The sequence below is a fragment of the Mesorhizobium sp. B2-2-4 genome, from assembly GCF_006442375.1.
Classification (GTDB): domain Bacteria; phylum Pseudomonadota; class Alphaproteobacteria; order Rhizobiales; family Rhizobiaceae; genus Mesorhizobium.
This window is the reverse complement of record NZ_VFWB01000007.1, coordinates 216,841-238,699: the sequence shown is the minus strand read 5'-3', so window position 1 is coordinate 238,699 and position 21,859 is coordinate 216,841. Positions and strand designations below refer to the sequence as shown.

The following is a 21,859-nucleotide window of genomic DNA, read 5'->3' as shown; positions in this document are numbered from 1 at the left end:
GGCATAGAGCCGCCGCGGCATTCGAACCCAAACCGGATCAGCCCATGAGCCCCCGCACCCGTCAAATCCTCGAGTTCGTCCTCGATAATCTCGTCTGGTTCATGCTGGTCTTCGTGCTGGTGGTGTTCTCCCTTTTCATTCCCAACTATTTCCAGCTCGGTATTTTCGCCAACATCATCGAAGCCTCCAGCGTGCTGGGCGTGATGTCGATAGGCCTGGCGCTGGTCATCATCGCCGGGCACATGGACCTGTCGGTCGAATCGGTGGCCGCGCTCAGCGCCATGGTGGTCGGCATCCTGTTCTGCTCTTCGGGCATCGGCTTCGGCGTACAGTTGCATCCGGACTGGCTGATGGTGCCGGTCTCGCTGCTGCTGGCGCTTGCCGTCGGCGGCGTCATCGGCGCTTTCAACGGATTCCTGGTCGTCAAGGTCAAGATGAGCGCCTTCATCATCACTCTGGCCTCCTACATCTGGGTGCGCGGCCTGGTGCTGGTCATTTCCGGCGGCCGCTCGGCGCAGGATCTGGCGCCTGCCATCCGCTGGTTCGGCATCCAGCGGCTGATCGGTCTGCCGCTCACCGCCTGGATCGCGATTGCCTGCTTCGTCGTCTTCTCGCTGATCATGGCCAAGACGCCTTTCGGCAGGCATCTGGTGATGATCGGCGGCAACGAGACGGCGACCTTCCGCGCCGGCATCCGCGTCAACCGCAACCTGATCATCGCGTTCGTACTTGCCGGCGCCATAGCCGGCCTTGCCGGCTGGCTGCTCGCCATCCGCACATCGGGCGCCACCGCCAATCTCGGCGTCGGCCTGCTGTTCAACGCCTTTGCCGCCGTCGTCATCGGCGGCGTCAGCCTGAAAGGCGGCGTCGGCACCTTACCCGGCGTCTATGCCGGCGTGCTGCTTTTGTCGGCCATCAACACGGCGATCAATCTGATGGGCCTGCCCGCCAACTTCACCCAGGTCATTCACGGCCTGCTGGTGCTGGCGGCGGTCCTGCTCGACGCCTTCAAGCAAACCATTCGCCAGAGGCTCGCATGACCGTAGGGCCAGAGACCGGAAGACTGTCGGGCAAAGTGGCGCTGATCGTCGGCGCCGCGCGCGGCATCGGCAAGGGCATCGCCCAACGTTTCGCCGAAGAAGGCGCCAGGCTTGTGCTTGCCGACACCGAGATCGAGGTGGGGCGAGCGACCGCCAGTGAACTTGACGCCGCCTTCATCGGCACGGACATCTCGCTTTTGGCCGATGTCGAGGCCGCCGTCGCGCTGGCGCTCGCGCACCATGGCCGCCTCGACATCATCGTCCAGAACGCCGGCATTTATCCCTGGCAATTGCTGGAGAACACCAGCCCGGACGACTGGGATCGCGTCATGGCGGTCAATCTGCGCGGCAGTTTCAATGCCGCTCGCGCCGCACTGGTGCCGATGAAGGCGCAGCGCCGCGGGCGCATGCTGTTCACCTCCTCGATCACCGGACCGCACGTCACCAGTCCCGGCCACGGCCACTATTCCGCGACCAAGGCAGGCATAAACGGGCTGATCCGTTCGGCGGCGCTCGAATTCGCCGGCTACGGCATAACCGTCAACGGCGTCGAACCCGGCAACATTCTCACCGAGGGAATGGAGCTTCACCGGGGTGCTGCCTTCATCAAGAACATGGAAGACGCCATTCCGCTCGGCCGGCTGGGCAGCCCGCGCGACGTCGCCAATGCCTTCCTGTTCCTGGCCTCCGACGATGCCAGCTACATCACCGGCACCACGATTGTCGTCGATGGCGGGCAATTGCTGCCGGAGGGGAGCGACTTCAGGCTGGCGCCGCCGTGAACAACGCGTGAGGGGAACAAGAAAGCCGGCGCACATCATCACTGATGCCAAGCGCAACCGCAGCGTTCCCGCTGGCGGTAATCGACGGGGATTTGGCCCACCGGAACCTCATGGCGATACACCCGTTCTTCCATGTGTGATTCAGGAGATAGCCACAATGGATTGGAACCGCGTCGAAGGAAACTGGAAGCAGGTCAAGGGTAAAGTCAAGGAGCAGTGGGGGAAGCTCACTGATGATGATCTCGACCGCATCGCCGGCAAACGCGATCAGCTTGAGGGCATTATCCAGGAACGCTACGGCATCGAGAAGGATCGCGTACGCCGAGACGTCGACGACTGGTATAGTCGGCAGGGCTGGTAGATAGCAGAGCTGCCATAAAAGGCGTCTTCCCGAGAGCCGTTATGCCTACGGTCGACGGGCTCCCCGCCTCTCCCGGCCGTCCGCATGATGGCGCGCGGCGCACAAGAAGCACAACGTCTACACCTTCAATATCTGCGGCCAGAAAGCCGATATGCGCTATCTACGCTAGGGATGAACAGCCGAACCACAAGCCCCTTGAGATCGGCTGGAACTCGCGCATGTCGCGCAGATGTTCCGTTATCGCGGAATATCGAACCAGAAGGTTTTCTGGCATTATACTTCTTGGCGGACCCCAACCCGCCTGGCCGGCGTCCTGCAAGTCGGGTTTACCCCACCCGCCCCCAAAAAAGGGCGCCGGCCACCTTGGCTCGGCACGGCGCCAAGTACATCGTTATTCAAGCAGCCCCACGCCATGATGTTGCAGGTCAAGGAGCGACGCAATCGACGCCCAAGCGGCAGCAACCGAGAAGCCGACCTCCCACTGATGCCAAACGTAATCGTGTTAACCCCCGGCGCCATCACTCATCGAACGGGCACGTGCCGTCGATATGGTAGAGCGGCAAATATGAGGACTATCGCCTTCACTTCGCCGACCCGCCGCGACGAAGGCGTTCGTTGACCATTTTGGCGGAGACATGTTCGATCGCAAAAATCCGAAATGTTTGGCGCCGCACAGCGACAGAGTGGCTCACTAGCGACACGCTGTCGCGGCCATTTCCGTCACCACAAGTTTCTCGAAGTGTGAAAGATTTGTGACAAATGTCTGGTCAAACGCGTTGGATCGCATTAAAGGCGCATTAAACAGCAACCGCGCGCAGAGCCGATGGGGAGTATGGGCCTTTGTACAAGATGAGACTGACAGCTTCACTTGGGATGCTATATTTATTGAGTCTGACGGTGTCGGCTCACGCATATCTCGACCCGGGCACCGGGAGCATGCTGCTGCAGGGCTTGATTGCAGGTGTCGCGGCGGGCACCACCGTGTTAACCATCTATTACAATCGCCTCAAACTGCTGTTGGCGCGCATTTTCGGTAAGAATCGTACAGACCGGAAATGAAAGGTTCAGGACTAGTTTTTGAGGACGGATCGTTCCGAGATCCTTCCGGGTCGGTCTTTGTTTCCGATGGCCGGGTTTTCCGCACAGTGACCGACCAGGGCAAAGCGAGCTATGAGGCCGCCCGGGATGCGGGCATCCTGCTACGTTACGCCGAGCTGGATAAAATAGTCCGAACCAGTGAGGTTGCCCCCGCAGATTGGCCCGAGGTCGTAGGAAAACCAGCTTACGTGTTGGAACACGGAGCGATACCATTCTTGAGCTATCCCTACGAATGGTCTTTCGGTGCGTTGAAGGCAGCAGCACTGCATCATCTTGACCTGCAAATACAACTATTGGCCGAGAATTTTGTCCTTTCTGACGCAAGCGCCTACAATGTGCAGTTCGTTGGCTCCAAGCCCATCTTCATCGATATCCTCTCTGTTAGGCCATATCGGGACGGGGAGTATTGGACGGGTCACAGACAATTCTGCGAGCAGTTTCTTAATCCGCTGCTTCTCCGAGCTGTGAAGGGAATCGCCCACAATTCATGGTTCAGGGGTGCGCTGGAGGGCATTTCCACCCGCGATTTTGCTCGCTTGCTCACATTTTCTGAGCGATTTTCGTGGAACATGTTGACCCACGTCACGCTGCAAAGTCGCCTTGAACAGAGCTCCGTGAATGATCCCAGCAACGCTGTCAAAAGGGTTAGCCGAAGCAGAAAGCTACCGCGGGCGGGGTATCACGGCATTTTATCCCAATTGCGCCGGTGGATCGCACGCCTAGAGCCGGCCGACACCGGCAAGACTGTGTGGGGCGCATACGCGAGTATGAACACCTACTCCAGTCAAGAGGCCTCGACAAAGCGGCAAATGATCCACGATTTCGCGGCATCCGGCCAAGTCGCCACCGCAATCGATCTGGGCTGCAATACTGGCGACTTTTCGGTCGCCGCCTTGGAGGGTGGCGCGAAAGCGGTAGTTGGCTTCGACTTCGATCAGACCGCAGTCGACATCGGATTTTCGCGGGCCGCGTCAGCTAAAATGAACTTTCTTCCGTTGTGGCTGGATGCTGCGAACCCCAGCCCTGATCAAGGATGGGCTCAGAAGGAACGAAAGGGTTTCTCGTCCAGATTCAGAGCTGATGCGGTTCTTGCTCTCGCTTTTGAGCACCATCTTGCCATTGGCAGAAACGTGCCTTTGCACCAGGCCGTCAAATGGATTGTTGACGTTGCTCCCACCGGCATAATCGAGTTCGTCCCTAAGGATGATCCAACAATTCGACACATGCTTGCTCTTCGAGAGGATATCTTCCCCGATTATAACCCTTCTTCGTTCGAATGCGCACTCACGTCCGTTTCCCGCATTGCGAAGAAACAAACAGTGTCAGCCACCGGCCGTACACTTTATCAATTCGATAGGCGATGAATTAAAAAGAGATGGTACTTCATCGGGTATTTTCGAATGGGCATTAATTCCAATCGCATTGTTAGAATTTCGATGGCATTTCTCGCCTTACTGTTTCCAATATTAGTTCTTTTCGTATTTTTTCCATTGGAACTTTATGCGAAAAACGCCAAGGAATTGGGGTATGATATTTGGCTCCCCACTATTTTCATTTATGGTGGCGCATTTATTTTGATATTTGTATCCACTCTAACCTTGTTCGGGATTCGGGATTTCGTAAAAAAGGCGTATTTGCTTCTAGGGGCCTTCGTATTACTCGCCGACGTTTTTGCCCCCGTTCAGCTGAGTCGCTTAGATGGCGCATCATTCGCAAGCCCGGAGCCCATCTCCATCACTGCGGTAGAAGTTGCCATCTTGGTCGCGCTGTTGGCGGTGGGTGCAGTTACGACTCTAGGCACGCTGGTTCGGGTTTTTGCCATCCTATCGATCGCGTTAATTGCCGGATTGGCCACTGTTGCTGCGGGCCTGCCAGTGCCACCGGCTGAAACCGAAAACTCTCCTAAATCCGGCTTGTCTATAAATGGCCGCTCGGACCTTCCAAATATATATCACTTTCATCTCGATGAGATGCAGTCAGATTTTGCACTTGCCGCCATCGAAGAGATGAATGACCGGAGCATTTTTCGCGGGTTTACGTTTATGCGCCGGAATATTTCAAACTATCCGTATACGTTATCGTCGGTTGCGAGCTATCTGACCGGTACCATATTTCGGAGCGGAAGCTTTCCCGCCTGGAGAGCAGCCTTCGATCAAGGATTGCTGAAAGATCTTCGGACGGATGGTTACACAGTTGATGTTGTGGGGCTTCCGGAGATATTGCAGACAAATGTTGCAGATGTATTCTTCACGCCAGAGCAGATCACCAAGTACCAGTACTCAATAAAGCATCCGCAAATTGTCGAATTTTCTGGACTATTATTTGCAAAATTGTTTCCAAATTTCTTGACAAATGAGGCCCTGGGGTGGGGACACTCGGCCGGCGAACGGATTAGCGCGGTATTTGAGCGCAAAGCGGAAAGCTACATCCCGAAGACCGTAGAACAAGGCGTCCATCCATTTCAGGCTGTTGTGGGGATGAAATATCTGATCGCGAATGAACAGCGGTTTGCCGCGCGCGGCAGATACACATTGTTCCAAGCGATCCTTCCTCATGGCCCCTACGTGCTCGATGCAAATTGCATGGTCGATCCCGAACGTGCGGCGGTCGGGATCCAGGCTGCCTATAGGTCTCAGGCCAGTTGCGCCATGAAGCTTGTTGTGGAGTTCTTGCAAGAGCTCAAGCGACTGGACCGCTATGACGACGCCATTATCGTCATACAATCTGACCACGGGTCCGGGTGGGCAGGCTTTTTGAATGGACTCGTTGGCTCAGAGATGAGTCCGCCGTATCACTCCGGCATCACCGCATTTGGAGGCACCACCGCAGCATTTGAAAGCAGGTCGATGGCAACCCTCATGATTAAGCCATCTCAATCGGACTCTGATTTTGCGGTATCTGACGGAGAATCGCAGTTGATCGACGTCTATCCCACAATAATGGACGCGATCGGGCACCAGCCTAACCGACCTCACGATGGTCTGAGTTTGTTGCCCTGCCTAACAGGATCCTGTGAAAGCATCCGCGTGCGCCCGCAAAAATTCTTTGTCTATCCGCACGATGGGGGCATTTCTCCGCTGCTAGCCAATACCGTAGTGTTCACGGCCGGACATGCAGTCTTCACACAAACCGAGACTATACCGGTGCCGTAGCGGTTGAACCGCTTGAATATCGCGATGCGTCCCCCCTCGGCCCGCCCGGTTCATGGACGTTGGGCGTTCCGGTGCGGTCGAGGCCAACGCCGCGCCAGCGGCGCTTCGATCGAGGCGATCTCGGCCAAGATGGCCAATTCAATCGACCAGAACAAGGCGATCCAGAAGACGTACATGCCGGTCAATCTGGTAGCCGTCTGCGCAGCCCGACGTAGGGGCAGGAAACTGCTCGGCCAGGAACGGAATGAATACGAAAAGTTGAAACTCTCCGGAAAATGAGAGTTGAAACTTTTTCAAGGGGCGGTAGCTACCCCCTTGAAACTAATGGCGCGAGTGACGGGGCTCGAACCCGCGACCTCCGGCGTGACAGGCCGGCACTCTAACCAACTGAGCTACACCCGCGCATTGACGAGCACGTGTCAGCCGCGTTCGTCGTTGGGCGCTGGATAAGGGGTTCGCCACCGGGTGTCAAGCGCACGAAACCATCATAACATCAAACTGGAGAAGGTTTTTTGACAGCCGGCGTGTTGTTCGCAAATACGGCCCGCAACGACGGCGTCCCACGCTCATTTGGCCTTGCGAAGCTGGCCCCGACCGCTTAAAGGTCCGGCCCGGAGCGGGCGATTAGCTCAGTTGGTAGAGCGCTTCGTTTACACCGAAGATGTCGGCGGTTCGAGCCCGTCATCGCCCACCATTCAGGCGCCTTTCATTCAAAACGCCTCAGCCCCTTGCCAGCAGCGCCTCGACCTCGTGCAAGTCCGGCATGGACGGCGCGGTGCCTGGCCTCGTCACCGAAATGCCCGCAACGGCGCAGGCAAAGCGCACGGCTTGCAGGGGCTCCATCCCACGCGACAGCGCGGCGGCCAGGCCGCCATTGAAGGCATCGCCGGCTCCCGTGGTCTCGACCACCGGGCCGGCGCTGACGGCGGCGACATGTTCGGACCGATCCCTCGTGTGCAGCAATGCGCCTTTCTCTCCCAACGTGACGATGACGGCGCCGGCGCCCTTTTCGAGCAGCTTGCCGGCGGCTGCGCGGGCGTCATCGACAGAGGCGACCTTCATGCCGGTCAACTCCTCCGTCTCCGTCTCGTTGGGCGTGAGGTAGTCGCAGAGCGAATAGATGCGGTCGGGGAGCCTGGCCGCTGGAGCCGGGTTGAGGATGGTCGTCACCCCTGCCCCGCGCGCGATCTCCAACGCCCGCAGCGCCGCCTCGATGGGCTGTTCGAGTTGCGTCACGAAGACGCCGGCACCACGAATCAGGGCGGCATTGGCCTCGATGTCGTCGGGCGAGATCAGCATCGCCGCGCCGGGGCTGACGATGATGGCGTTGTTGCCGGTGCCCTCCTCGACGAAAATATAGGCAGCGCCCGTATAGCTGTCGGGCGTGTCGATCACGGCATTCTTCACGCCGGCGTCCTTCCAGGTGCGCTTGGCCATGTCGGCGAAGGCATCGACGCCGAGGCGCGTGAGGAAGGTTGCATCGGCGCCGAGCTTACCGGCCGCAACCGCCTGGTTCGAACCCTTGCCGCCGGGACCGAGGGTGAAGGACGTTCCGAGGATCGTCTCGCCCATGCGCGGCTGCCGCGCGGCGTGATAGGCCGTGTCGGCGACAAAGACTCCGAGGATGACGATCGGCTTGCCGGCCAGCATGCCGCTACTCCGCATCCGGCGGGACTACGCCCTTGCGGAAGGCAAAACAGCCGTAGAAACGGCGCTCGCCGGTCTGGATGACGCAGTAAGCCTGCTTGGCGCGCTCGTAGAAAGCGTAGCGCTCGACCGGCAGCATCGGCCATGGCTTGCCCTCGGCGGCGTCGATCTCCTTTTGCACTTCCTGCTGGACGGGCGGGATCTCGTCCGGCTTGCCGACGATCTCCATGCGCGCGGCCGAATCGTCGACGAACGTATCCAGCGGGTAGAGCGACAGCACCGCCTTCACGACTTGCGCCGCCGGCGCGTCGATGCGCAGCAGCCGCCCGAGCGCCGTCTGGCGCGCCACCGAATCGGAGGGGAAGTTGGTGTCGGCGACAATCAGGTCGTCGCCGTGTCCCATCGCCCGCAATGCCTGGAGCACGTCGGCATTGAGGAGCGGATTGATCCCTTTAAGCATGATATTCCTCGTGAAATGAGTTTGAGATCAGAGACGCCTGCCGGTCTCGGCATCGAACAGATGGATGTGGTGGAGCCGCGGCCTGAGCTTGAGCGTATCGCCGGGCTTGAAGTCGTGGCGTTCGCGGAACAGCGCCACCATCTCGCCGTCCCCGAAACGCAGGAAGACCAGGGTTTCCGAGCCAGTCGGCTCGACCACCGAAATCTTGGCAGGCACGCCATCGGCATGGATCTCGAGATGCTCCGGGCGCACGCCATAGACGACGGCGCGCCCTTCCTCCACGGCGCTGCCGGGCGCGACCGGGAACAGAGCGCCGGCGATGTCGACACCGCCCTTGCGCGCGACGCCCTTGAGCAGGTTCATCGACGGAGAGCCAATGAAGCCGGCGACAAACAAGTTGGCAGGCCGGTCGAACAGTTCCAGCGGTGCGCCGACCTGTTCAATGCGGCCGTCGCGCATCACCACGATCTTGTCGGCCATGGTCATGGCTTCGATCTGGTCATGCGTGACATAGATGGTGGTGGTCTTCAGCCGCTGGTGCAGTTCCTTGATCTCGGTGCGCATCTGCACGCGCAGCTTGGCGTCGAGATTTGAGAGCGGCTCGTCAAACAGGAACACCTGCGGGTTGCGCACGATGGCGCGGCCCATGGCGACGCGCTGGCGCTGGCCGCCGGAAAGCTGCCGGGGATAGCGTTTCAGATAAGGGTTGAGGTCGAGGATGTCGGCGGCGCGCTTGACCCGCTCGGCAACCACGGCCGGATCGGTTTTGCGCAGCTTGAGCGCAAAGGCCATGTTCTGCTCGACTGTCTTGTGCGGATAGAGCGCATAGTTCTGGAACACCATGGCGATGTCGCGCTTGGCCGGCGGCAAGTGGTTGACCACACGGTCGCCGATGGCGATCGTGCCGCCGGAGACGGTCTCCAGCCCCGCCACCATTCTCAGCAGCGTGGACTTGCCGCAACCCGAAGGACCGACCAGCACCACGAATTGGCCGTCAGATATATCGACGCTGACTTCGTGCAGAACCTTGACGGTTCCAAACGCCTTGGCCACTTTGCTGATCGCGACTTGAGCCATATCTCCCCCATCGGCTCCATTGCCGTATGCGCAGAAGCTAACCAACGCGACCTGCCAGGGCAAGCCGGTCTCTTCCCGACAAAACCCGGTCTCGTTGACACGGCGTTTGGTTGCGAGAATAGTGACGGGCGCTGGTCCGAATACCGGTTGCCCGAACCAAAAAAACGGAACTTCAATCGAGCAGGTGGGGTCCTGCATCGTTCGTTTCCGAACCGGGAGAATCGTTTGGCGCTCCAGCGCCTGAGAAATTTGGCCGCATTCACAACAGATATTCTGGGAGGAACATCGATGAAAACAGGTCTCTACGAAACGCTGGTCCGCGCGGGGGCAACCCGACGCGACATATTGAAGGGCGCGGCCTCGATGGCCGCGATCGCTGCCGCATCCGGCGCCGGGCTCGGCGCCCTCACGCGCCCGGCCTCCGCCGCCAGTGAGCTGCGCTCGAAAATCCTGCAGATCCCCGGCGTGGGCAAGGGTCAGCCGACCGACGCCGACTTCCAGAAGGTCGGCGAGCTCTGCCTCGAGGCGACCAAGGCCAATGTCAAGGAAGGCGAATTCGCCGGCGTCGAGCTTACCTTCATGGGTCTCAACAACCAGAACCTGCACAATGTGCTGTTCCGCGGCTTCCTGAAGCCTTGGGAAACCTATACCGGCGCCAAGATCAACTGGATCGATCTGGCGCAGGCCGACTACAATGCCCGTCTGCAGCAGTCGATCGCCACCGGCACGGTCGACTTCGACATCATCGAGATGGGCGCGCCGTTCGAGGGCGACGTCTGCGGCAAGGGCCTCACGTCCGAGATGCCCGACTGGGTCAAGACCCAGATCGATTTCGACGACCTCGTCAACTATCTGAAGCCGCCTGTCGGCACCTGGAACGGCAAGCAGTACCGCGTGACCGTCGACGGCGACGCTCATAATTTCAATTACCGCACCGATGTGTTTTCCGATGCCGACCTCGCCAAGGCCTGGAAGGACGGCGGCGGCGGCGGTGAATGGGGCGTGCCGAAGACCTGGCAGCAGGTCCAGGCGGTCACCAAGTTCCTCAAGGGCAAGCAGGTCAAGGGTCAGGACGTCTACGGCTATCTCGACGCGCCGAAACCCTGGGGCGGATTCGGCTTCTATTTCCTCGGCAGCCGCGCCACCGCCTACGCCAAGCACCCCGACGACAAGGCCTGGCTGTTCGACGCCGACACGATGAAGCCGCGCATCAACAATCCGGCCTGGGTGCGCGCCATACAGGACGTGATCGACGCGCTGCCTTCGGAGCCTGCCGACCAAATCAACGCCGATCCAAACACCACCGCCTTCCAGCAGTTCCTGGCCGGCACCGGCTCGATGGTCACCTGGTGGGGCGATGTCGGCTCGAACGTCAAGACCAACGACTCCTCCGTCGTGGGCGACGTCACCGGCTTCTCGATCCTGCCCGGCTCCGACGATGTCTACAACTCCAAGACCGGGCAGTGGGACAAACTCGCCAGCGGACCGAACTATGCGCCGAACTGCGCCTATCTCGGCTGGGGCGTATACGTCATGGCCCGCGTCGATAGCGACGAGAAGAAGAAGAAGGCGGCATGGTCCGCCGCCGCCCATCTCGGCGGCAAGGACCTGTCGATCTGGACGGCGATGTACCCGTCTGGCTTCCAGCCCTACCGCAACTCACATTTCGACATTCCGGAGTGGGTGGCGGCGGGCTATGACGAAGCCTTCATCACCTCCTATCTCAAGTCGGAATCGGACAGCTACAACCACCCGAACGCGGCGATCGAGCCACGCATTCCCGGCATCTTCCAATACTATTCAGCCGCCGAGGACATTCTGGCTAACACCTTCGCCGGCAAGATGAAGGCCCAGGAGGGCGCAGACGCCATTGCCGCGGCCTGGGAGAAGCTGACCGACCAGATCGGCCGTGACAACCAGATCAAGCTCTACAAGGCCTCGCTCGGCCTGTAGGCAGGCGTTATGATGGATCACGGCCCGGCGGAACGTCGCCGGGCCGTATCTCGGCCGGCTTCGGCCGGTCATTTGCGCAAAAGAGGCAAGAGGCGTGGCTGACCAGACTTCGACCACGAATGCGTGGCCGGCAAATTCCGTACCGACCGATCTGATCCCGCCCGGCCGCAAACGGCTTGGTTGGGCCCTGATGGCCGTCGCGACGCTCGGCCTTCTGGCAACGATCCTGGTGCAAGTCCTCTACAAGAGCGAGGTCGACACGATCGGCTTCGAGACATGGCGGCCCGTGGTCTACGCCTATGTGCTGTGGGGCGTGGCGCTCGGCGTCGGCCAGGTGCTGACGCGCGGCGAAGACGGCCAGCGGGCGCTGTTCCTGCTGCCGGCGCTGCTGTTCACCATCGCCATGGTGATCTTCCCGACCCTGTTCGGCTTCTACATCGCGCTGACCGACTGGAACCTGAGTTCATTCTCGGGCCGCAAGTTCAACGGGCTCGACAATTTCTGGCAGATGCTCGGCGATCCCTATTATCGCAACGCGCTGTTCAACATGGTGCTCTATGTGCTGGCGGTGCTGGTCGAATATGTCATCGCCTTCGGCCTGGCGCTGCTGCTCAACGCGCAGATCCGGGCGCGCAAATTCTTCCGCGTCGTCTTCCTGATGCCGCTGATGCTGTCGCCGGTCGCGGTCTCGTGGATGATTGGCAAATCGCTGATGGAGTACCGGTTCGGGCCGGCGGCGACGCTGGCCCGCCACCTCGGCTGGGACAACCCCGCTTTCTTCTCCAACCCGATCACCGCCCGTATCTCGATCATGATGCTCGACGCCTGGACCTTCATCCCCTTCATGATGATCATGCTGCTTGCCGGCCTGCAGGCGATGTCGCGCGAGGTGCTGGAGGCCGCGCGCGTCGACGGCGCCACGGCCTGGCAAACCTTCTGGCAGGTCACCTTCCCGCTGATGCTGCCGGTGTCGGTGACCGCCGTCGTGTTGCGCATCATCTTCAAGCTGAAACTGGCAGACATCATCATCACGGTCACCTCGGGTGGTCCCGGCGGCGCCACCGATTCCGTGTCGAGCTTTATTTATCGCGAGTACCGGGACCGTTCCAATGTCGGCTACGGCACGATGCTGGCGATGGCCTATCTCGTCATCATCGTGGTGTTCGTGACCTGGCTGCTGAAGGTCGCCAACCGCTTCGTGCGCAATGTGAACTAGTGCGGCAGGGATCATGAGCGTTCAGACCACCGACTATACCGTCTCCGAAATCCGCTCACCGGCGAGCTTCATCACCAGCCGCGTCTTCATCTATGGCGCGCTTGTGTTCTGGGCCTTCATCTGCCTCTTTCCGATCTACTGGACGATCACGACCTCGTTCAAGTCGGCGGTAGACGTGACCCAGGGGCATCTGATCCCCTTCGTCGACTTCCAGCCGGACTGGAAGGGCTGGCGATCGCTTGGCCTGTCGCCGGATTCGATCTTCCAGACGTCGACCGTCCGCGACGAATTCTTCAAGCGCTTCATGAATTCGGTCATCACTTCGGTCGGCGCGTCGAGCCTCGCCATCGTCATCGGCAGCCTCGCCGCCTACGGCCTCACGCGCTACCGCTATCACTTCGCCTGGTTCAAGAACGAGGACATTTCCTTCTTCTTCCTGTCGCAGCTCATCCTGCCGCCGGTCGTGCTCGCACTGCCGTTCCTGGTGCTTTACCGCGAAGTCGGACTGCTCGACACGCGCATCGGGCTGATCCTGCTCTACACGCTGATGGTGCTGCCGATCGTCATCTGGATCATGCGCGACCAGTTCAATTCCATCCCGGTCGAGCTCGAGGAAGCGGCCCTCGTCGACGGGTTGTCGATCTGGGGCGCGTTCTTTCGCATCGTCATGCCGATCGCCCTGCCCGGCATGGTCGCGGCTTTCATCCTGGCGATGGTGCTGTGCTGGAACGAGTATTTCTTCGCCGCCCTTTTGACCTCGACCGACGCCAAGACAATTCCGGTCATGGTGGCGAGCCAGACCGGTTCGCAAGGCATCAACTGGTGGTCGATGGCAGCGCTTGCCACGGCGGCAATCGCGCCCTTGGCCGTCATCGGCATCGCGCTGGAGCGCTACCTGATCATGGGTATGACCGCGGGAGCGGTGAAATAGGCGGCGCCGTCCTTACCTTCTCCACAAGGGAGAAGGAGAACCGCGCTAGCCCCTCAGGATCGTGCGCAGGTGATCCATGATCATGGCAACGCCCTCTGCTCCGAGCGCAGCCGAGGCATCCGGAGCGCTGGCCGTATACCAGCTCGTATTGTCGGCGAAATGGCCGGCATCGACAGCCTCAGGGCATAGCGCCAGCATCAGCGAGGTCTCGCCGATGCCGGCATGATCGAACGGGTACTTGCCGTTCATCTCGGCCGGCATCAGCGGATGCACCTGCACCCAGTTGAAAAAATTGCTGCCCTCGGCATGCTCGGCATAGTAGGCGGCCATCGCCTCGGAGCCCCACCAGCCTTCACCTCGTTCCTTCTCAAGGAAGCGGAAGATCGCCTGACGTCCGGCGGCCTTGAAGGCGAGATCGGTCGGCATGCCGGCGGCGAAATTCTCGGTCTGGTGGTGGATTATGGCGTGGATGTTGCGAAAACCGATGCGCAGCAGGCTGTAGAACAGTTCCTCCGCGAAGGGCGCCAGTTGATTGCCGCCAACCTGCACCGAGCCTGTGCCCTCCGGCGGCGCCACGGCGTAGCTCGCCGCGCCGTAGTAGAAGGGCGGCAGGATGACGATCTCCCGCTCCTTCTCAAACAGCTCCAGCGTCTTGACGACCGCCAGCGTGTCCATGCCGACCGCCATGTGCTCGCCATGGTATTCGAGCACGCCGAGCGGCAGGGCGATCGGCCAGTTCTGGGCGATCGCCTTGCGGATCTGGTGCGGCAGCATCAACTCGTAGCGCATCGCACTACTCCATATTGGTGTGACGGGCCCGCATCGCCTCCGGCGAGGCCGCGGTCAGACCCCTGAGTTTCAGCACCATGACCTCGAACAGCAGGAACAGCGCGCCTTCGAACACCGATCCCATCGGCAGGACCGATGTTTTTTGCGGACCCTGGTCGTCGGCCATGGTCTGCGCCGGCACGAGCAGCGTGAAGTCGGCCAAGCGCGCTGCACTGCCGCCGGGCTGAGCGGTCAGAAGCAGAACCGTCGCGCCGGCCTGGCGCGCCACCTGCATCAGGGTTAGCACGGTCGCGGTTTCTCCAGGCCCGGAACTGACCAGGAAGACATCGCCCTGCGCCACGGGCGGCGTGGTCATGTCACCGACCACCGACACCGGCAGGCCCAGATGATGGAGCCGCATGGCGAAGCCCTTGACCTGCAAGGCCTCGCGGCCGCAGCCGTAGACGACGATCTGCCGTGCTCCTGCAAGCATCTCGCAGGCGGCATCGATCCGGCCGTCGTCGACGCGCGCCAGCACAGTGCCGAGCTCGTCCAGAGCGGTCCTGAACATCTGCGAGCCCCCATCGCTCACGACGGTGCCGTCCAACGATCCGAGGTCGAAGAAGAGTGGAAATTCCCGGTCACGTCTCTCCCCGAACAGCTTGTTTTTATTCATGCTATCACCGCCAAAATCCGTGTCCAACGCCCCTGCGCGCTTTTGCTGTGCCACGAGCGTGATAGTGTCATGTCAGACAAATCAATGAGGCAAACGGCAGGATATGAAGACACGGCATTTCGACCGCATCGGCAATGGCGGCATCAGCTTCACCGAACTCGGCTTCGGCACGGCGCCGCTCGGCAACCTCTACCGCGCGGTCTCCGACGAGGACGCCAATGCGACGCTGGAGGCTGCATGGGCGACCGGCTGCCGCTATTACGACACCGCGCCGCTCTATGGGCTTGGCTTGTCGGAGACGCGGCTCAACCCCTTCCTGCGCGGCAAGAAGCGCGACGACTACGTGCTGTCGAGCAAGGTCGGCCGCATCATGCGCGCCTGTCCGCCGCAAGAGCGCACCGGCATCGGCAAGTTCTTCGACACGCCGTCGCGCAAGGAGGTCTACGACTACAGCTATGACGGCGTGATGCGCTCCTTCGAAGCGTCCCTGGAACGGCTCGGCGTCGACCGCATCGACATTCTGTTCGTGCACGACGTCGACATCTTCACCCATGGCAGCAAGGAAGCGTCCGACCAGCGCATAGAGGAGTTTATGCGCTCCGGCTATTACGGGCTGCTTGCCTTGCGCGACCAGGGCGTCATCAAGGCCTTCGGTGGCGGCATCAACGAATGGCAGGTTGCCCAGACATTGGCCGAGCGCGGTGATTTCGATCTGTTCCTGCTCGCCGGCCGCTATACGCTGCTCGAGCAGGAGGCGCTGACATCCTTCCTGCCGCTCTGCCAGAAGCGCGGCATCGGCATCGTTTTGGGCGGCCCCTACAATTCCGGAATCCTGGCCACGGGGCCGAAGCCGGGTGCCTTCTACAACTACACCGAAGCGCCGCGGGACGTGCTCGACCGGGTGGCGCGCATCGAGGCGGTCTGCCGACGGCATGACGTGCGCTTGATCGAAGCAGCGCTGCAGTTCCCGTTGCTGCATCCGTCCGTCGTGTCGGTGATCCCCGGTGGCCAGCGGCCAAGCGAGGTCGAAAGCAATCGGTCACTGCTCGATGCGAGACTGCCGGCGGCACTCTGGGCCGACCTGAAGAAGGACGGCCTGATGCGGGCGGACGCGCCGACCGGGTAGCTCGCAATCACGAACCTATCGACCAGTAGGAGCGCAAAAGAAAAGCCGGGGCTTGCCCGGCTTTTCTGATATTTTGAAATTTAAAAAAGGCGCTTAATTGACGGCGTCCTTGAGACCCTTGCCGGCCGAGAACTTCGGCACGGTGCGCGCCGGGATCTTTACTTCGGCGCCGGTCTGAGGGTTGCGGCCGGTCGAGGCTGCGCGCTTTGACACGGTGAAATTGCCAAAGCCGACAAGCCGGACATCGCCGCCCTTCTTCAGTTCGCCGGTGATGACGGAGAATACCGCATCGACAGCCGACTGCGCGTCACCCTTCGAAATGCTCGCGGCGTCGGCAACAGCGGACACCAGTTCGTTCTTGTTCATAAAAATTCCCTTCCATGAGAACACCGGAACTCACGACTCATCCGGCAGGAAACGGACTTTAGAAAGAAGCGCTCGCGCAACCAAGTCGAAAAGCCGGGAAAGAATGGAAAAAAGCCCGGAATTCCGGGGTTTTTCACATGAAAAAGCCGGGCGCGAGGCCCGGCTTTCTGTTTGTGCGCTGCAACTTTAGCAAGAACTAATGCGCAAGCGACTTTCCGGCGTCATCCGCAGTGTCCGTCGCGGCAGGAGGATTGACCGGTTCGACCCATTCGATTGGCTCCGGCATACGCACCAACGCGTGGCGCAACGCCTCGCCGACCCGCGAGACCGGGATGATTTCCATACCGTTCTTCACGTTGTCAGGAATATCCGCCAGATCCTTGGCGTTGTCTTCCGGGATCAGCACTTTCTTGATGCCGCCGCGCAGTGCGGCAAGCAACTTCTCCTTCAGACCGCCGATCGGCAGCACCCTGCCGCGCAGCGTGATCTCGCCGGTCATGGCGACATCGGCCCTGACCGGAATGCCGGTCAGCACGGAGACGATCGCGGTCGCCATCGCCACACCGGCCGACGGCCCATCCTTGGGCGTGGCACCCTCCGGCACGTGGACGTGGATGTCGCGCTTGTCGAACAGCGGCGGCTCGATGCCGAAATCGAGAGCGCGCGAGCGGACATAGGAGGCCGCCGCCGAAATCGATTCCTTCATCACGTCGCGCAGATTGCCGGTCACCGTCATGCGGCCCTTGCCGGGCATCATGACGCCTTCGACCGTCAGCAGCTCGCCGCCGACTTCCGTCCAGGCAAGTCCGGTGATGACGCCGACCTGGTCGTCTGCCTCGACCTGACCGAAGCGGAAGCGCGGAACACCGAGATAATCGGCGAGATTGTCCGCCGTGATGTTCACAGTCTTCTTCTTCGTCTTCAGGATCTCGGTCACCGCCTTGCGCCCGAGCTTCATCAGCTCGCGCTCCAGGCTCCTGACGCCCGCTTCACGGGTGTAGGTCTGGATGATGGCGCGGATCGCGTCCTCACTGACGGAGAACTCCTTCGGCTGCAGCGCGTGATCGCGCACCACCTTCGGCAGCAAATGCCGCTTGGCGATCTCGATCTTCTCGTCCTCGGTGTAGCCGGCGATACGGATGATTTCCATGCGGTCCATCAAGGGCGCAGGGATGTTCAGCGTGTTCGCCGTCGTCACGAACATCACACTCGACAGGTCGTACTCGACCTCCAGATAGTGGTCCATGAACGTCGAGTTCTGCTCGGGGTCGAGCACCTCCAGCAAAGCCGACGACGGATCGCCGCGGAAATCCTGGCCCATCTTGTCGATCTCGTCGAGCAGGAAGAGCGGATTGGATTTCTTCGCCTTCTTCATCGACTGGATGACCTTGCCGGGCATCGAGCCGATATAGGTGCGCCGGTGGCCGCGGATCTCGGCCTCGTCACGCACGCCGCCCAGCGCCATGCGGATGAACTCGCGGCCGGTCGCCTTGGCGATCGACTTGCCGAGCGAGGTCTTGCCGACGCCGGGAGGGCCGACGAGGCACAGGATGGGCCCCTTGAGCTTCTTCTGGCGGCTTTGCACGGCGAGATACTCGACGATACGGTCCTTGACCTTGTCGAGACCGAAATGGTCGGTGTCGAGCACGTTCTGCGCGAACGCCAGGTCCTGCTTGACCTTGGAGTTCTTGCCCCACGGAATCGACAGGATCCAGTCGAGATAATTACGCACCACGGTGGATTCCGCCGACATAGGCGACATCGTCCTCAGCTTCTTCAATTCGGCTTCCGCCTTTTCGCGAGCCTCCTTGGAGAGCTTGGTCTTCTTGATGCGGGCCTCGATCTCGGCGGCCTCGTCGCGGCCATCCTCGCCTTCGCCGAGCTCCTTCTGGATCGCCTTCATCTGCTCGTTGAGGTAGTATTCGCGCTGCGTCTTCTCCATCTGGCGCTTGACGCGCGAGCGGATGCGCTTCTCCACCTGCAGGACGGAGATTTCGGCCTCCATGAAGCCCATCGCCTTTTCCAGCCGCTCCTTGACCGAGAGCGTGGCCAGCATCTCCTGCTTTTCGGGGATCTTGATGGCGAGGTGCGAAGCGACCGTGTCGGCGAGCTTGGAATAGTCGTCGATCTGGCTGGCGGCACCAACCACCTCGGGCGAGATCTTCTTGTTGAGCTTGACGTAGTTCTCGAAGTCGGTGACGACCGAACGAGCCAGCGCCTCGACCTCAACCTCTTCCTCTTCCGGCTCGACCAGCGCGGTGGCGCGGGCCTCATGGAAGTCGGGACGGTCGGTGAAGGCGGTGATTTTCGCGCGCGAGGCGCCTTCGACCAGCACCTTGACGGTGCCGTCGGGCAGCTTCAGCAATTGCAGCACGTTGGCGAGCGTGCCGATATCAAAGATGGCATCGGGCTCCGGATCGTCATCGGCGGCATTCATCTGGGTGGCGAGCAGGATCTGCTTTTCCTGACCCATCACCTCTTCCAGCGCCTTGATCGACTTTTCACGCCCGACAAAGAGCGGAACGATCATGTGCGGGAACACCACGATGTCGCGCAGTGGGAGGACTGCGAAGACGCCGTCGCTGGGAGCCTTGGTTATTTTGGCCATTGTCCAACCTTTCATGTCGCGGCCGCCAATCGGCCAACCGCGAATCTTATATTAACGACCGGGGATCGTTCCGCCTACCACCGTTGTGACGGGAGTTTTACAGCACAGAAATCGGGCACCTCGGCCTTCCCATGTTAGGTGGATGCAGGAGGGCCAAAGATCAAGAGTTAACATCGCCGGCTTTCCATTCCATCACGAAGGTCGCACGCCCCTCATGGCAAAACGGCGCCCCGAGGGCGCCGTTCCACAAAAATATGGGCTCAAGTGGCATGTCAGGCGCTGACATTGCCCTTCTTTTCCTTCTGTTCGGAATAGATGTAGAGCGGCCGGGCGCTGCCGGTCACCACTTCTTCCGAAATCACCACTTCGCGCACGCCTTCGAGCGCCGGCAGTTCGAACATGGTGTCGAGCAGGATCGCTTCCATGATGGAGCGCAGGCCACGCGCGCCGGTCTTGCGCTCGATGGCGCGCTTGGCGATCGCAGACAATGCGTTCTCGTGGAAGGTCAGGTCGACATTCTCCATCTCGAACAGCCGCTGGTATTGCTTGACCAGTGCGTTCTTCGGTTCGGTCAGGATCTGGATCAGCGCCGGCTCGTCGAGGTCTTCCAGCGTCGCCAGGACCGGCAGACGGCCGACAAACTCGGGAATGAGGCCGAACTTCAAGAGATCCTCTGGCTCCACAAGGCGGAAGACATCGCCGGTGCGGCGATCCTCGGGCGATGCCACGGTGGCGCCGAAGCCGATCGAGGTCTTGCGGCCACGATCCGATATGATCTTATCCAGCCCGGCGAAGGCGCCGCCGCAGATAAACAGGATGTTGGCGGTGTCGACCTGCAGGAACTCCTGCTGCGGATGTTTCCTGCCGCCCTGTGGCGGTACCGAGGCGACAGTGCCTTCCATGATCTTCAACAGCGCCTGCTGCACGCCCTCGCCCGACACGTCGCGGGTGATGGAGGGGTTATCGGACTTGCGCGAGATCTTGTCGATCTCGTCGATGTAGACGATGCCGCGCTGGGCGCGTTCGACATTGTAGTCGGCCGACTGCAACAGCTTCAGGATGATGTTCTCGACGTCCTCGCCGACATAGCCGGCCTCGGTCAGCGTCGTGGCATCGGCCATGGTGAAGGGCACGTCGATGATGCGGGCGAGCGTCTGCGCCAGCAGCGTCTTGCCGCAACCGGTCGGGCCGATCAACAGGATGTTGGACTTGGCCAGTTCGACATCGTTGTTCTTGCCGGCATGGGCGAGGCGCTTGTAGTGATTGTGGACGGCCACCGAGAGCACGCGCTTGGCGTAGGGCTGGCCGATAACGTAGTCGTCGAGAACCTTGAGGATCTCCTGCGGGGTCGGCACACCCTCGCGCGACTTCACCATCGAGGTCTTGTTCTCCTCGCGGATGATGTCCATGCACAGCTCGACGCATTCGTCGCAGATGAAGACCGTCGGGCCGGCGATCAGCTTGCGCACCTCATGCTGGCTTTTGCCGCAAAACGAGCAATAAAGCGTGTTCTTGGAATCGCCGCTGTTGTTGCCGACTTTGCTCATTTTCATGTCCTTTCATGGCCGCCCGCCGATGGTCTGGCTGAAAGGGCGCATACTCTATTTATCGCGGGAATCCGCCGCCGCCAGTATCCCGGCTCCCGCAACGTATTCCGTACGAAACACAAATCAGAAAACGTGGCAATGATTCGCAGCAACCCCACACAAAGCTAAGCCGTCGAAAATCAACATAGCCTTAACGTAGGCAATCCCGATCGTCGAGGGAACAGCCAATTGTGGCCGAAATGCCGCAAGACGCGCCAAAAGCGCGTGATGCCGCCATCCAACTGCCAATATGCCGTTATGCCAGCGCCCCTTCGGCCGCTTCGCGCGACGAAATGACCTTGTCGATCAGGCCGAAGTCCTTGGCCTCGTCCGCGGTCATGAAATGGTCACGGTCGAGCGTCTTTTCAATCTCGTCGTAGCTCTTGCCGGTGTGCTTGACGTACACCTCGTTGAGGCGGCGCTTCAGTTTAATGATGTCCTGGGCATGACGCTCGATGTCGGACGCCTGGCCCTGGAAGCCGCCGGACGGCTGGTGAACCATGATGCGGGCGTTGGGCGTGGCGAAGCGCATGTCCTTGTGGCCGGCGGTCAGGAGCAGCGAGCCCATGGAGGCCGCCTGGCCGATGCACAGCGTCGACACGGCCGGCTTGATGAATTGCATGGTGTCGTAGATGGCCATGCCCGAGGTGACGACGCCACCGGGCGAATTGATGTAGAGGTTGATTTCCTTCTTCGGATTCTCGGCTTCCAGGAACAGAAGCTGCGCGCAGACCAGCGTCGCCATGCCGTCCTCGACCGGACCGGTGATGAAAATGATGCGCTCTTTGAGGAGGCGCGAGAAAATGTCGTAGGCCCGCTCGCCGCGATTGGTCTGTTCGACCACCATCGGAACGAGGTTCATGTAGGTTTCGACGGGGTTCTTCATTCGTTATCTCTTGTCTCGCGGTGGGATTCCGGCGCCGGACATGCTGGCAACTCGGGCAGAATCGGTTCTGGATCGTTATTGTGTAAATAGGATGCCGGCTCATCCTTGTGCAAGGCCGACCCCTCC

The 21,859-nt window shown here is 60.6% G+C and carries 20 protein-coding genes and 2 tRNA genes; 12 read left to right on the top strand and 10 right to left on the bottom strand.

The features are described 5' to 3' along the window. Window positions 1-44 precede the first annotated feature (44 nt). The 7 genes from FJ959_RS19740 (at window position 45) to FJ959_RS31850 (ending at window position 6,712) form a co-directional block, all read left to right on the top strand. The gene (locus tag FJ959_RS19740; protein WP_140556947.1) at window positions 45-1,040 is read left to right on the top strand and encodes an ABC transporter permease; all 996 of its coding nucleotides are present in this window, start codon (window positions 45-47) and stop codon (window positions 1,038-1,040) included. Next, window positions 1,037-1,822 carry an SDR family oxidoreductase gene (locus tag FJ959_RS19735; protein ID WP_140631593.1) on the top strand — a complete coding sequence of 262 codons (786 nt, stop codon included), beginning with the start codon at window positions 1,037-1,039 and terminating at the stop codon, window positions 1,820-1,822. The genes FJ959_RS19740 and FJ959_RS19735 overlap by 4 nt, the downstream gene beginning before the upstream one ends. Window positions 1,823-1,979: 157 nt before the next feature. Next, entirely contained in the window at window positions 1,980-2,183 is a 204-nt protein-coding gene (locus FJ959_RS19730) for a CsbD family protein (RefSeq protein WP_140493912.1), read from the top strand. An 849-nt stretch (window positions 2,184-3,032) separates the two neighbouring features. Beyond that, window positions 3,033-3,242, top strand: coding sequence for a hypothetical protein (locus FJ959_RS19725; RefSeq protein ID WP_140495002.1), 210 nt, complete (start codon window positions 3,033-3,035; stop codon window positions 3,240-3,242). Beyond that, on the top strand, window positions 3,239-4,645 hold the full coding sequence (locus FJ959_RS19720) for a 50S ribosomal protein L11 methyltransferase (protein ID WP_140631590.1): 1,407 nt from the start codon (window positions 3,239-3,241) through the stop codon (window positions 4,643-4,645). Before FJ959_RS19725 ends, FJ959_RS19720 begins: the two co-directional genes overlap by 4 nt. A gap of 36 nt (window positions 4,646-4,681) precedes the next feature. Further along, a complete protein-coding gene (locus FJ959_RS19715; RefSeq protein WP_140631588.1) occupies window positions 4,682-6,433 on the top strand; it encodes a sulfatase-like hydrolase/transferase in 1,752 nt (583 codons plus the stop codon). Window positions 6,434-6,562: 129 nt separating this feature from the next. Next, window positions 6,563-6,712 (top strand): hypothetical protein, encoded by a 150-nt coding sequence (locus FJ959_RS31850; protein WP_181171936.1) that lies wholly within the window; start codon window positions 6,563-6,565, stop codon window positions 6,710-6,712. A gap of 46 nt (window positions 6,713-6,758) precedes the next feature. Here FJ959_RS31850 and FJ959_RS19710 read toward each other — a convergent pair. Continuing rightward, window positions 6,759-6,835, bottom strand: a tRNA-Asp gene (locus FJ959_RS19710). Window positions 6,836-7,051: 216 nt separating this feature from the next. On the opposite strand from FJ959_RS19710, the gene FJ959_RS19705 reads away from it, so the two are divergent. Next, window positions 7,052-7,127: transfer RNA gene (locus tag FJ959_RS19705), tRNA-Val, on the top strand. A gap of 26 nt (window positions 7,128-7,153) precedes the next feature. Here the strand turns inward: FJ959_RS19705 and rbsK are convergent. Genes rbsK through ugpC form a run of 3 tightly spaced genes read right to left on the bottom strand, consistent with a single transcriptional unit; the run spans window position 7,154 to window position 9,617 of the window. Next, window positions 7,154-8,083: a ribokinase gene (gene rbsK / locus FJ959_RS19700; RefSeq protein ID WP_140631585.1), complete on the bottom strand. Its 930-nt coding sequence runs from the start codon at window positions 8,081-8,083 to the stop codon at window positions 7,154-7,156. A gap of 4 nt (window positions 8,084-8,087) precedes the next feature. Next, on the bottom strand, window positions 8,088-8,540 hold the full coding sequence (locus FJ959_RS19695) for an RbsD/FucU family protein (RefSeq protein WP_140493920.1): 453 nt from the start codon (window positions 8,538-8,540) through the stop codon (window positions 8,088-8,090). Window positions 8,541-8,567: 27 nt separating this feature from the next. Further along, window positions 8,568-9,617 (bottom strand): sn-glycerol-3-phosphate ABC transporter ATP-binding protein UgpC, encoded by a 1,050-nt coding sequence (ugpC, locus tag FJ959_RS19690; RefSeq protein WP_140631582.1) that lies wholly within the window; start codon window positions 9,615-9,617, stop codon window positions 8,568-8,570. 288 nt (window positions 9,618-9,905) lie between these two features. Between ugpC and FJ959_RS19685 the strand changes: the two genes are divergently transcribed. The 3 genes from FJ959_RS19685 (at window position 9,906) to FJ959_RS19675 (ending at window position 13,717) form a co-directional block, all read left to right on the top strand. Then, the gene (locus FJ959_RS19685) at window positions 9,906-11,570 is read left to right on the top strand and encodes a sugar ABC transporter substrate-binding protein (RefSeq protein WP_140493924.1); all 1,665 of its coding nucleotides are present in this window, start codon (window positions 9,906-9,908) and stop codon (window positions 11,568-11,570) included. A gap of 94 nt (window positions 11,571-11,664) precedes the next feature. Then, complete coding sequence (locus FJ959_RS19680; RefSeq protein WP_140515760.1) at window positions 11,665-12,786, top strand: sugar ABC transporter permease; 1,122 nt, start codon at window positions 11,665-11,667, stop codon at window positions 12,784-12,786. Between the two features lie 13 nt (window positions 12,787-12,799). Continuing rightward, window positions 12,800-13,717: a carbohydrate ABC transporter permease gene (locus FJ959_RS19675; protein ID WP_140515758.1), complete on the top strand. Its 918-nt coding sequence runs from the start codon at window positions 12,800-12,802 to the stop codon at window positions 13,715-13,717. A 45-nt stretch (window positions 13,718-13,762) separates the two neighbouring features. On the opposite strand, the gene FJ959_RS19670 is transcribed toward FJ959_RS19675, so the two are convergent. Both FJ959_RS19670 and FJ959_RS19665 read right to left on the bottom strand, forming a co-directional pair. After that, window positions 13,763-14,506: a creatininase family protein gene (locus tag FJ959_RS19670; RefSeq protein ID WP_140515756.1), complete on the bottom strand. Its 744-nt coding sequence runs from the start codon at window positions 14,504-14,506 to the stop codon at window positions 13,763-13,765. Between the two features lie 4 nt (window positions 14,507-14,510). Beyond that, window positions 14,511-15,056: an SIS domain-containing protein gene (locus tag FJ959_RS19665; protein ID WP_140515824.1), complete on the bottom strand. Its 546-nt coding sequence runs from the start codon at window positions 15,054-15,056 to the stop codon at window positions 14,511-14,513. Window positions 15,057-15,264: 208 nt separating this feature from the next. Between FJ959_RS19665 and FJ959_RS19660 the strand changes: the two genes are divergently transcribed. Further along, window positions 15,265-16,287 carry an aldo/keto reductase gene (locus tag FJ959_RS19660; protein WP_140515754.1) on the top strand — a complete coding sequence of 341 codons (1,023 nt, stop codon included), beginning with the start codon at window positions 15,265-15,267 and terminating at the stop codon, window positions 16,285-16,287. Between the two features lie 93 nt (window positions 16,288-16,380). On the opposite strand, the gene FJ959_RS19655 is transcribed toward FJ959_RS19660, so the two are convergent. From FJ959_RS19655 to clpP, 4 genes are all read right to left on the bottom strand, one after another. After that, entirely contained in the window at window positions 16,381-16,653 is a 273-nt protein-coding gene (locus FJ959_RS19655; RefSeq protein WP_006201846.1) for an HU family DNA-binding protein, read from the bottom strand. A 196-nt stretch (window positions 16,654-16,849) separates the two neighbouring features. Then, entirely contained in the window at window positions 16,850-19,261 is a 2,412-nt protein-coding gene (gene lon / locus FJ959_RS19650; protein WP_140493937.1) for an endopeptidase La, read from the bottom strand. A gap of 272 nt (window positions 19,262-19,533) precedes the next feature. After that, window positions 19,534-20,808: an ATP-dependent Clp protease ATP-binding subunit ClpX gene (gene clpX, locus FJ959_RS19645; protein ID WP_140493939.1), complete on the bottom strand. Its 1,275-nt coding sequence runs from the start codon at window positions 20,806-20,808 to the stop codon at window positions 19,534-19,536. 295 nt (window positions 20,809-21,103) lie between these two features. Further along, window positions 21,104-21,733: an ATP-dependent Clp endopeptidase proteolytic subunit ClpP gene (clpP, locus tag FJ959_RS19640; RefSeq protein WP_027028064.1), complete on the bottom strand. Its 630-nt coding sequence runs from the start codon at window positions 21,731-21,733 to the stop codon at window positions 21,104-21,106. Window positions 21,734-21,859 lie beyond the last annotated feature (126 nt).

Coding starts and splice junctions, on each gene's coding strand:
- FJ959_RS19675 (WP_140515758.1), top strand. CDS start 12,800: ATGAGCGTTCAGACCACCGACTATACCGTCTCCGAAATCCGCTCACCG.
- FJ959_RS19695 (WP_140493920.1), bottom strand. CDS start 8,540: ATGCTTAAAGGGATCAATCCGCTCCTCAATGCCGACGTGCTCCAGGCA.
- ugpC (WP_140631582.1), bottom strand. CDS start 9,617: ATGGCTCAAGTCGCGATCAGCAAAGTGGCCAAGGCGTTTGGAACCGTC.
- FJ959_RS19725 (WP_140495002.1), top strand. CDS start 3,033: ATGAGACTGACAGCTTCACTTGGGATGCTATATTTATTGAGTCTGACG.
- FJ959_RS19730 (WP_140493912.1), top strand. CDS start 1,980: ATGGATTGGAACCGCGTCGAAGGAAACTGGAAGCAGGTCAAGGGTAAA.
- FJ959_RS19660 (WP_140515754.1), top strand. CDS start 15,265: ATGAAGACACGGCATTTCGACCGCATCGGCAATGGCGGCATCAGCTTC.
- FJ959_RS19735 (WP_140631593.1), top strand. CDS start 1,037: ATGACCGTAGGGCCAGAGACCGGAAGACTGTCGGGCAAAGTGGCGCTG.
- rbsK (WP_140631585.1), bottom strand. CDS start 8,083: ATGCTGGCCGGCAAGCCGATCGTCATCCTCGGAGTCTTTGTCGCCGAC.
- FJ959_RS19720 (WP_140631590.1), top strand. CDS start 3,239: ATGAAAGGTTCAGGACTAGTTTTTGAGGACGGATCGTTCCGAGATCCT.
- FJ959_RS19685 (WP_140493924.1), top strand. CDS start 9,906: ATGAAAACAGGTCTCTACGAAACGCTGGTCCGCGCGGGGGCAACCCGA.
- FJ959_RS19665 (WP_140515824.1), bottom strand. CDS start 15,056: ATGTTCAGGACCGCTCTGGACGAGCTCGGCACTGTGCTGGCGCGCGTC.
- FJ959_RS19655 (WP_006201846.1), bottom strand. CDS start 16,653: ATGAACAAGAACGAACTGGTGTCCGCTGTTGCCGACGCCGCGAGCATT.
- clpX (WP_140493939.1), bottom strand. CDS start 20,808: ATGAGCAAAGTCGGCAACAACAGCGGCGATTCCAAGAACACGCTTTAT.
- lon (WP_140493937.1), bottom strand. CDS start 19,261: ATGGCCAAAATAACCAAGGCTCCCAGCGACGGCGTCTTCGCAGTCCTC.
- FJ959_RS19715 (WP_140631588.1), top strand. CDS start 4,682: ATGGGCATTAATTCCAATCGCATTGTTAGAATTTCGATGGCATTTCTC.
- clpP (WP_027028064.1), bottom strand. CDS start 21,733: ATGAAGAACCCCGTCGAAACCTACATGAACCTCGTTCCGATGGTGGTC.
- FJ959_RS19740 (WP_140556947.1), top strand. CDS start 45: ATGAGCCCCCGCACCCGTCAAATCCTCGAGTTCGTCCTCGATAATCTC.
- FJ959_RS19670 (WP_140515756.1), bottom strand. CDS start 14,506: ATGCGCTACGAGTTGATGCTGCCGCACCAGATCCGCAAGGCGATCGCC.
- FJ959_RS31850 (WP_181171936.1), top strand. CDS start 6,563: ATGGCCAATTCAATCGACCAGAACAAGGCGATCCAGAAGACGTACATG.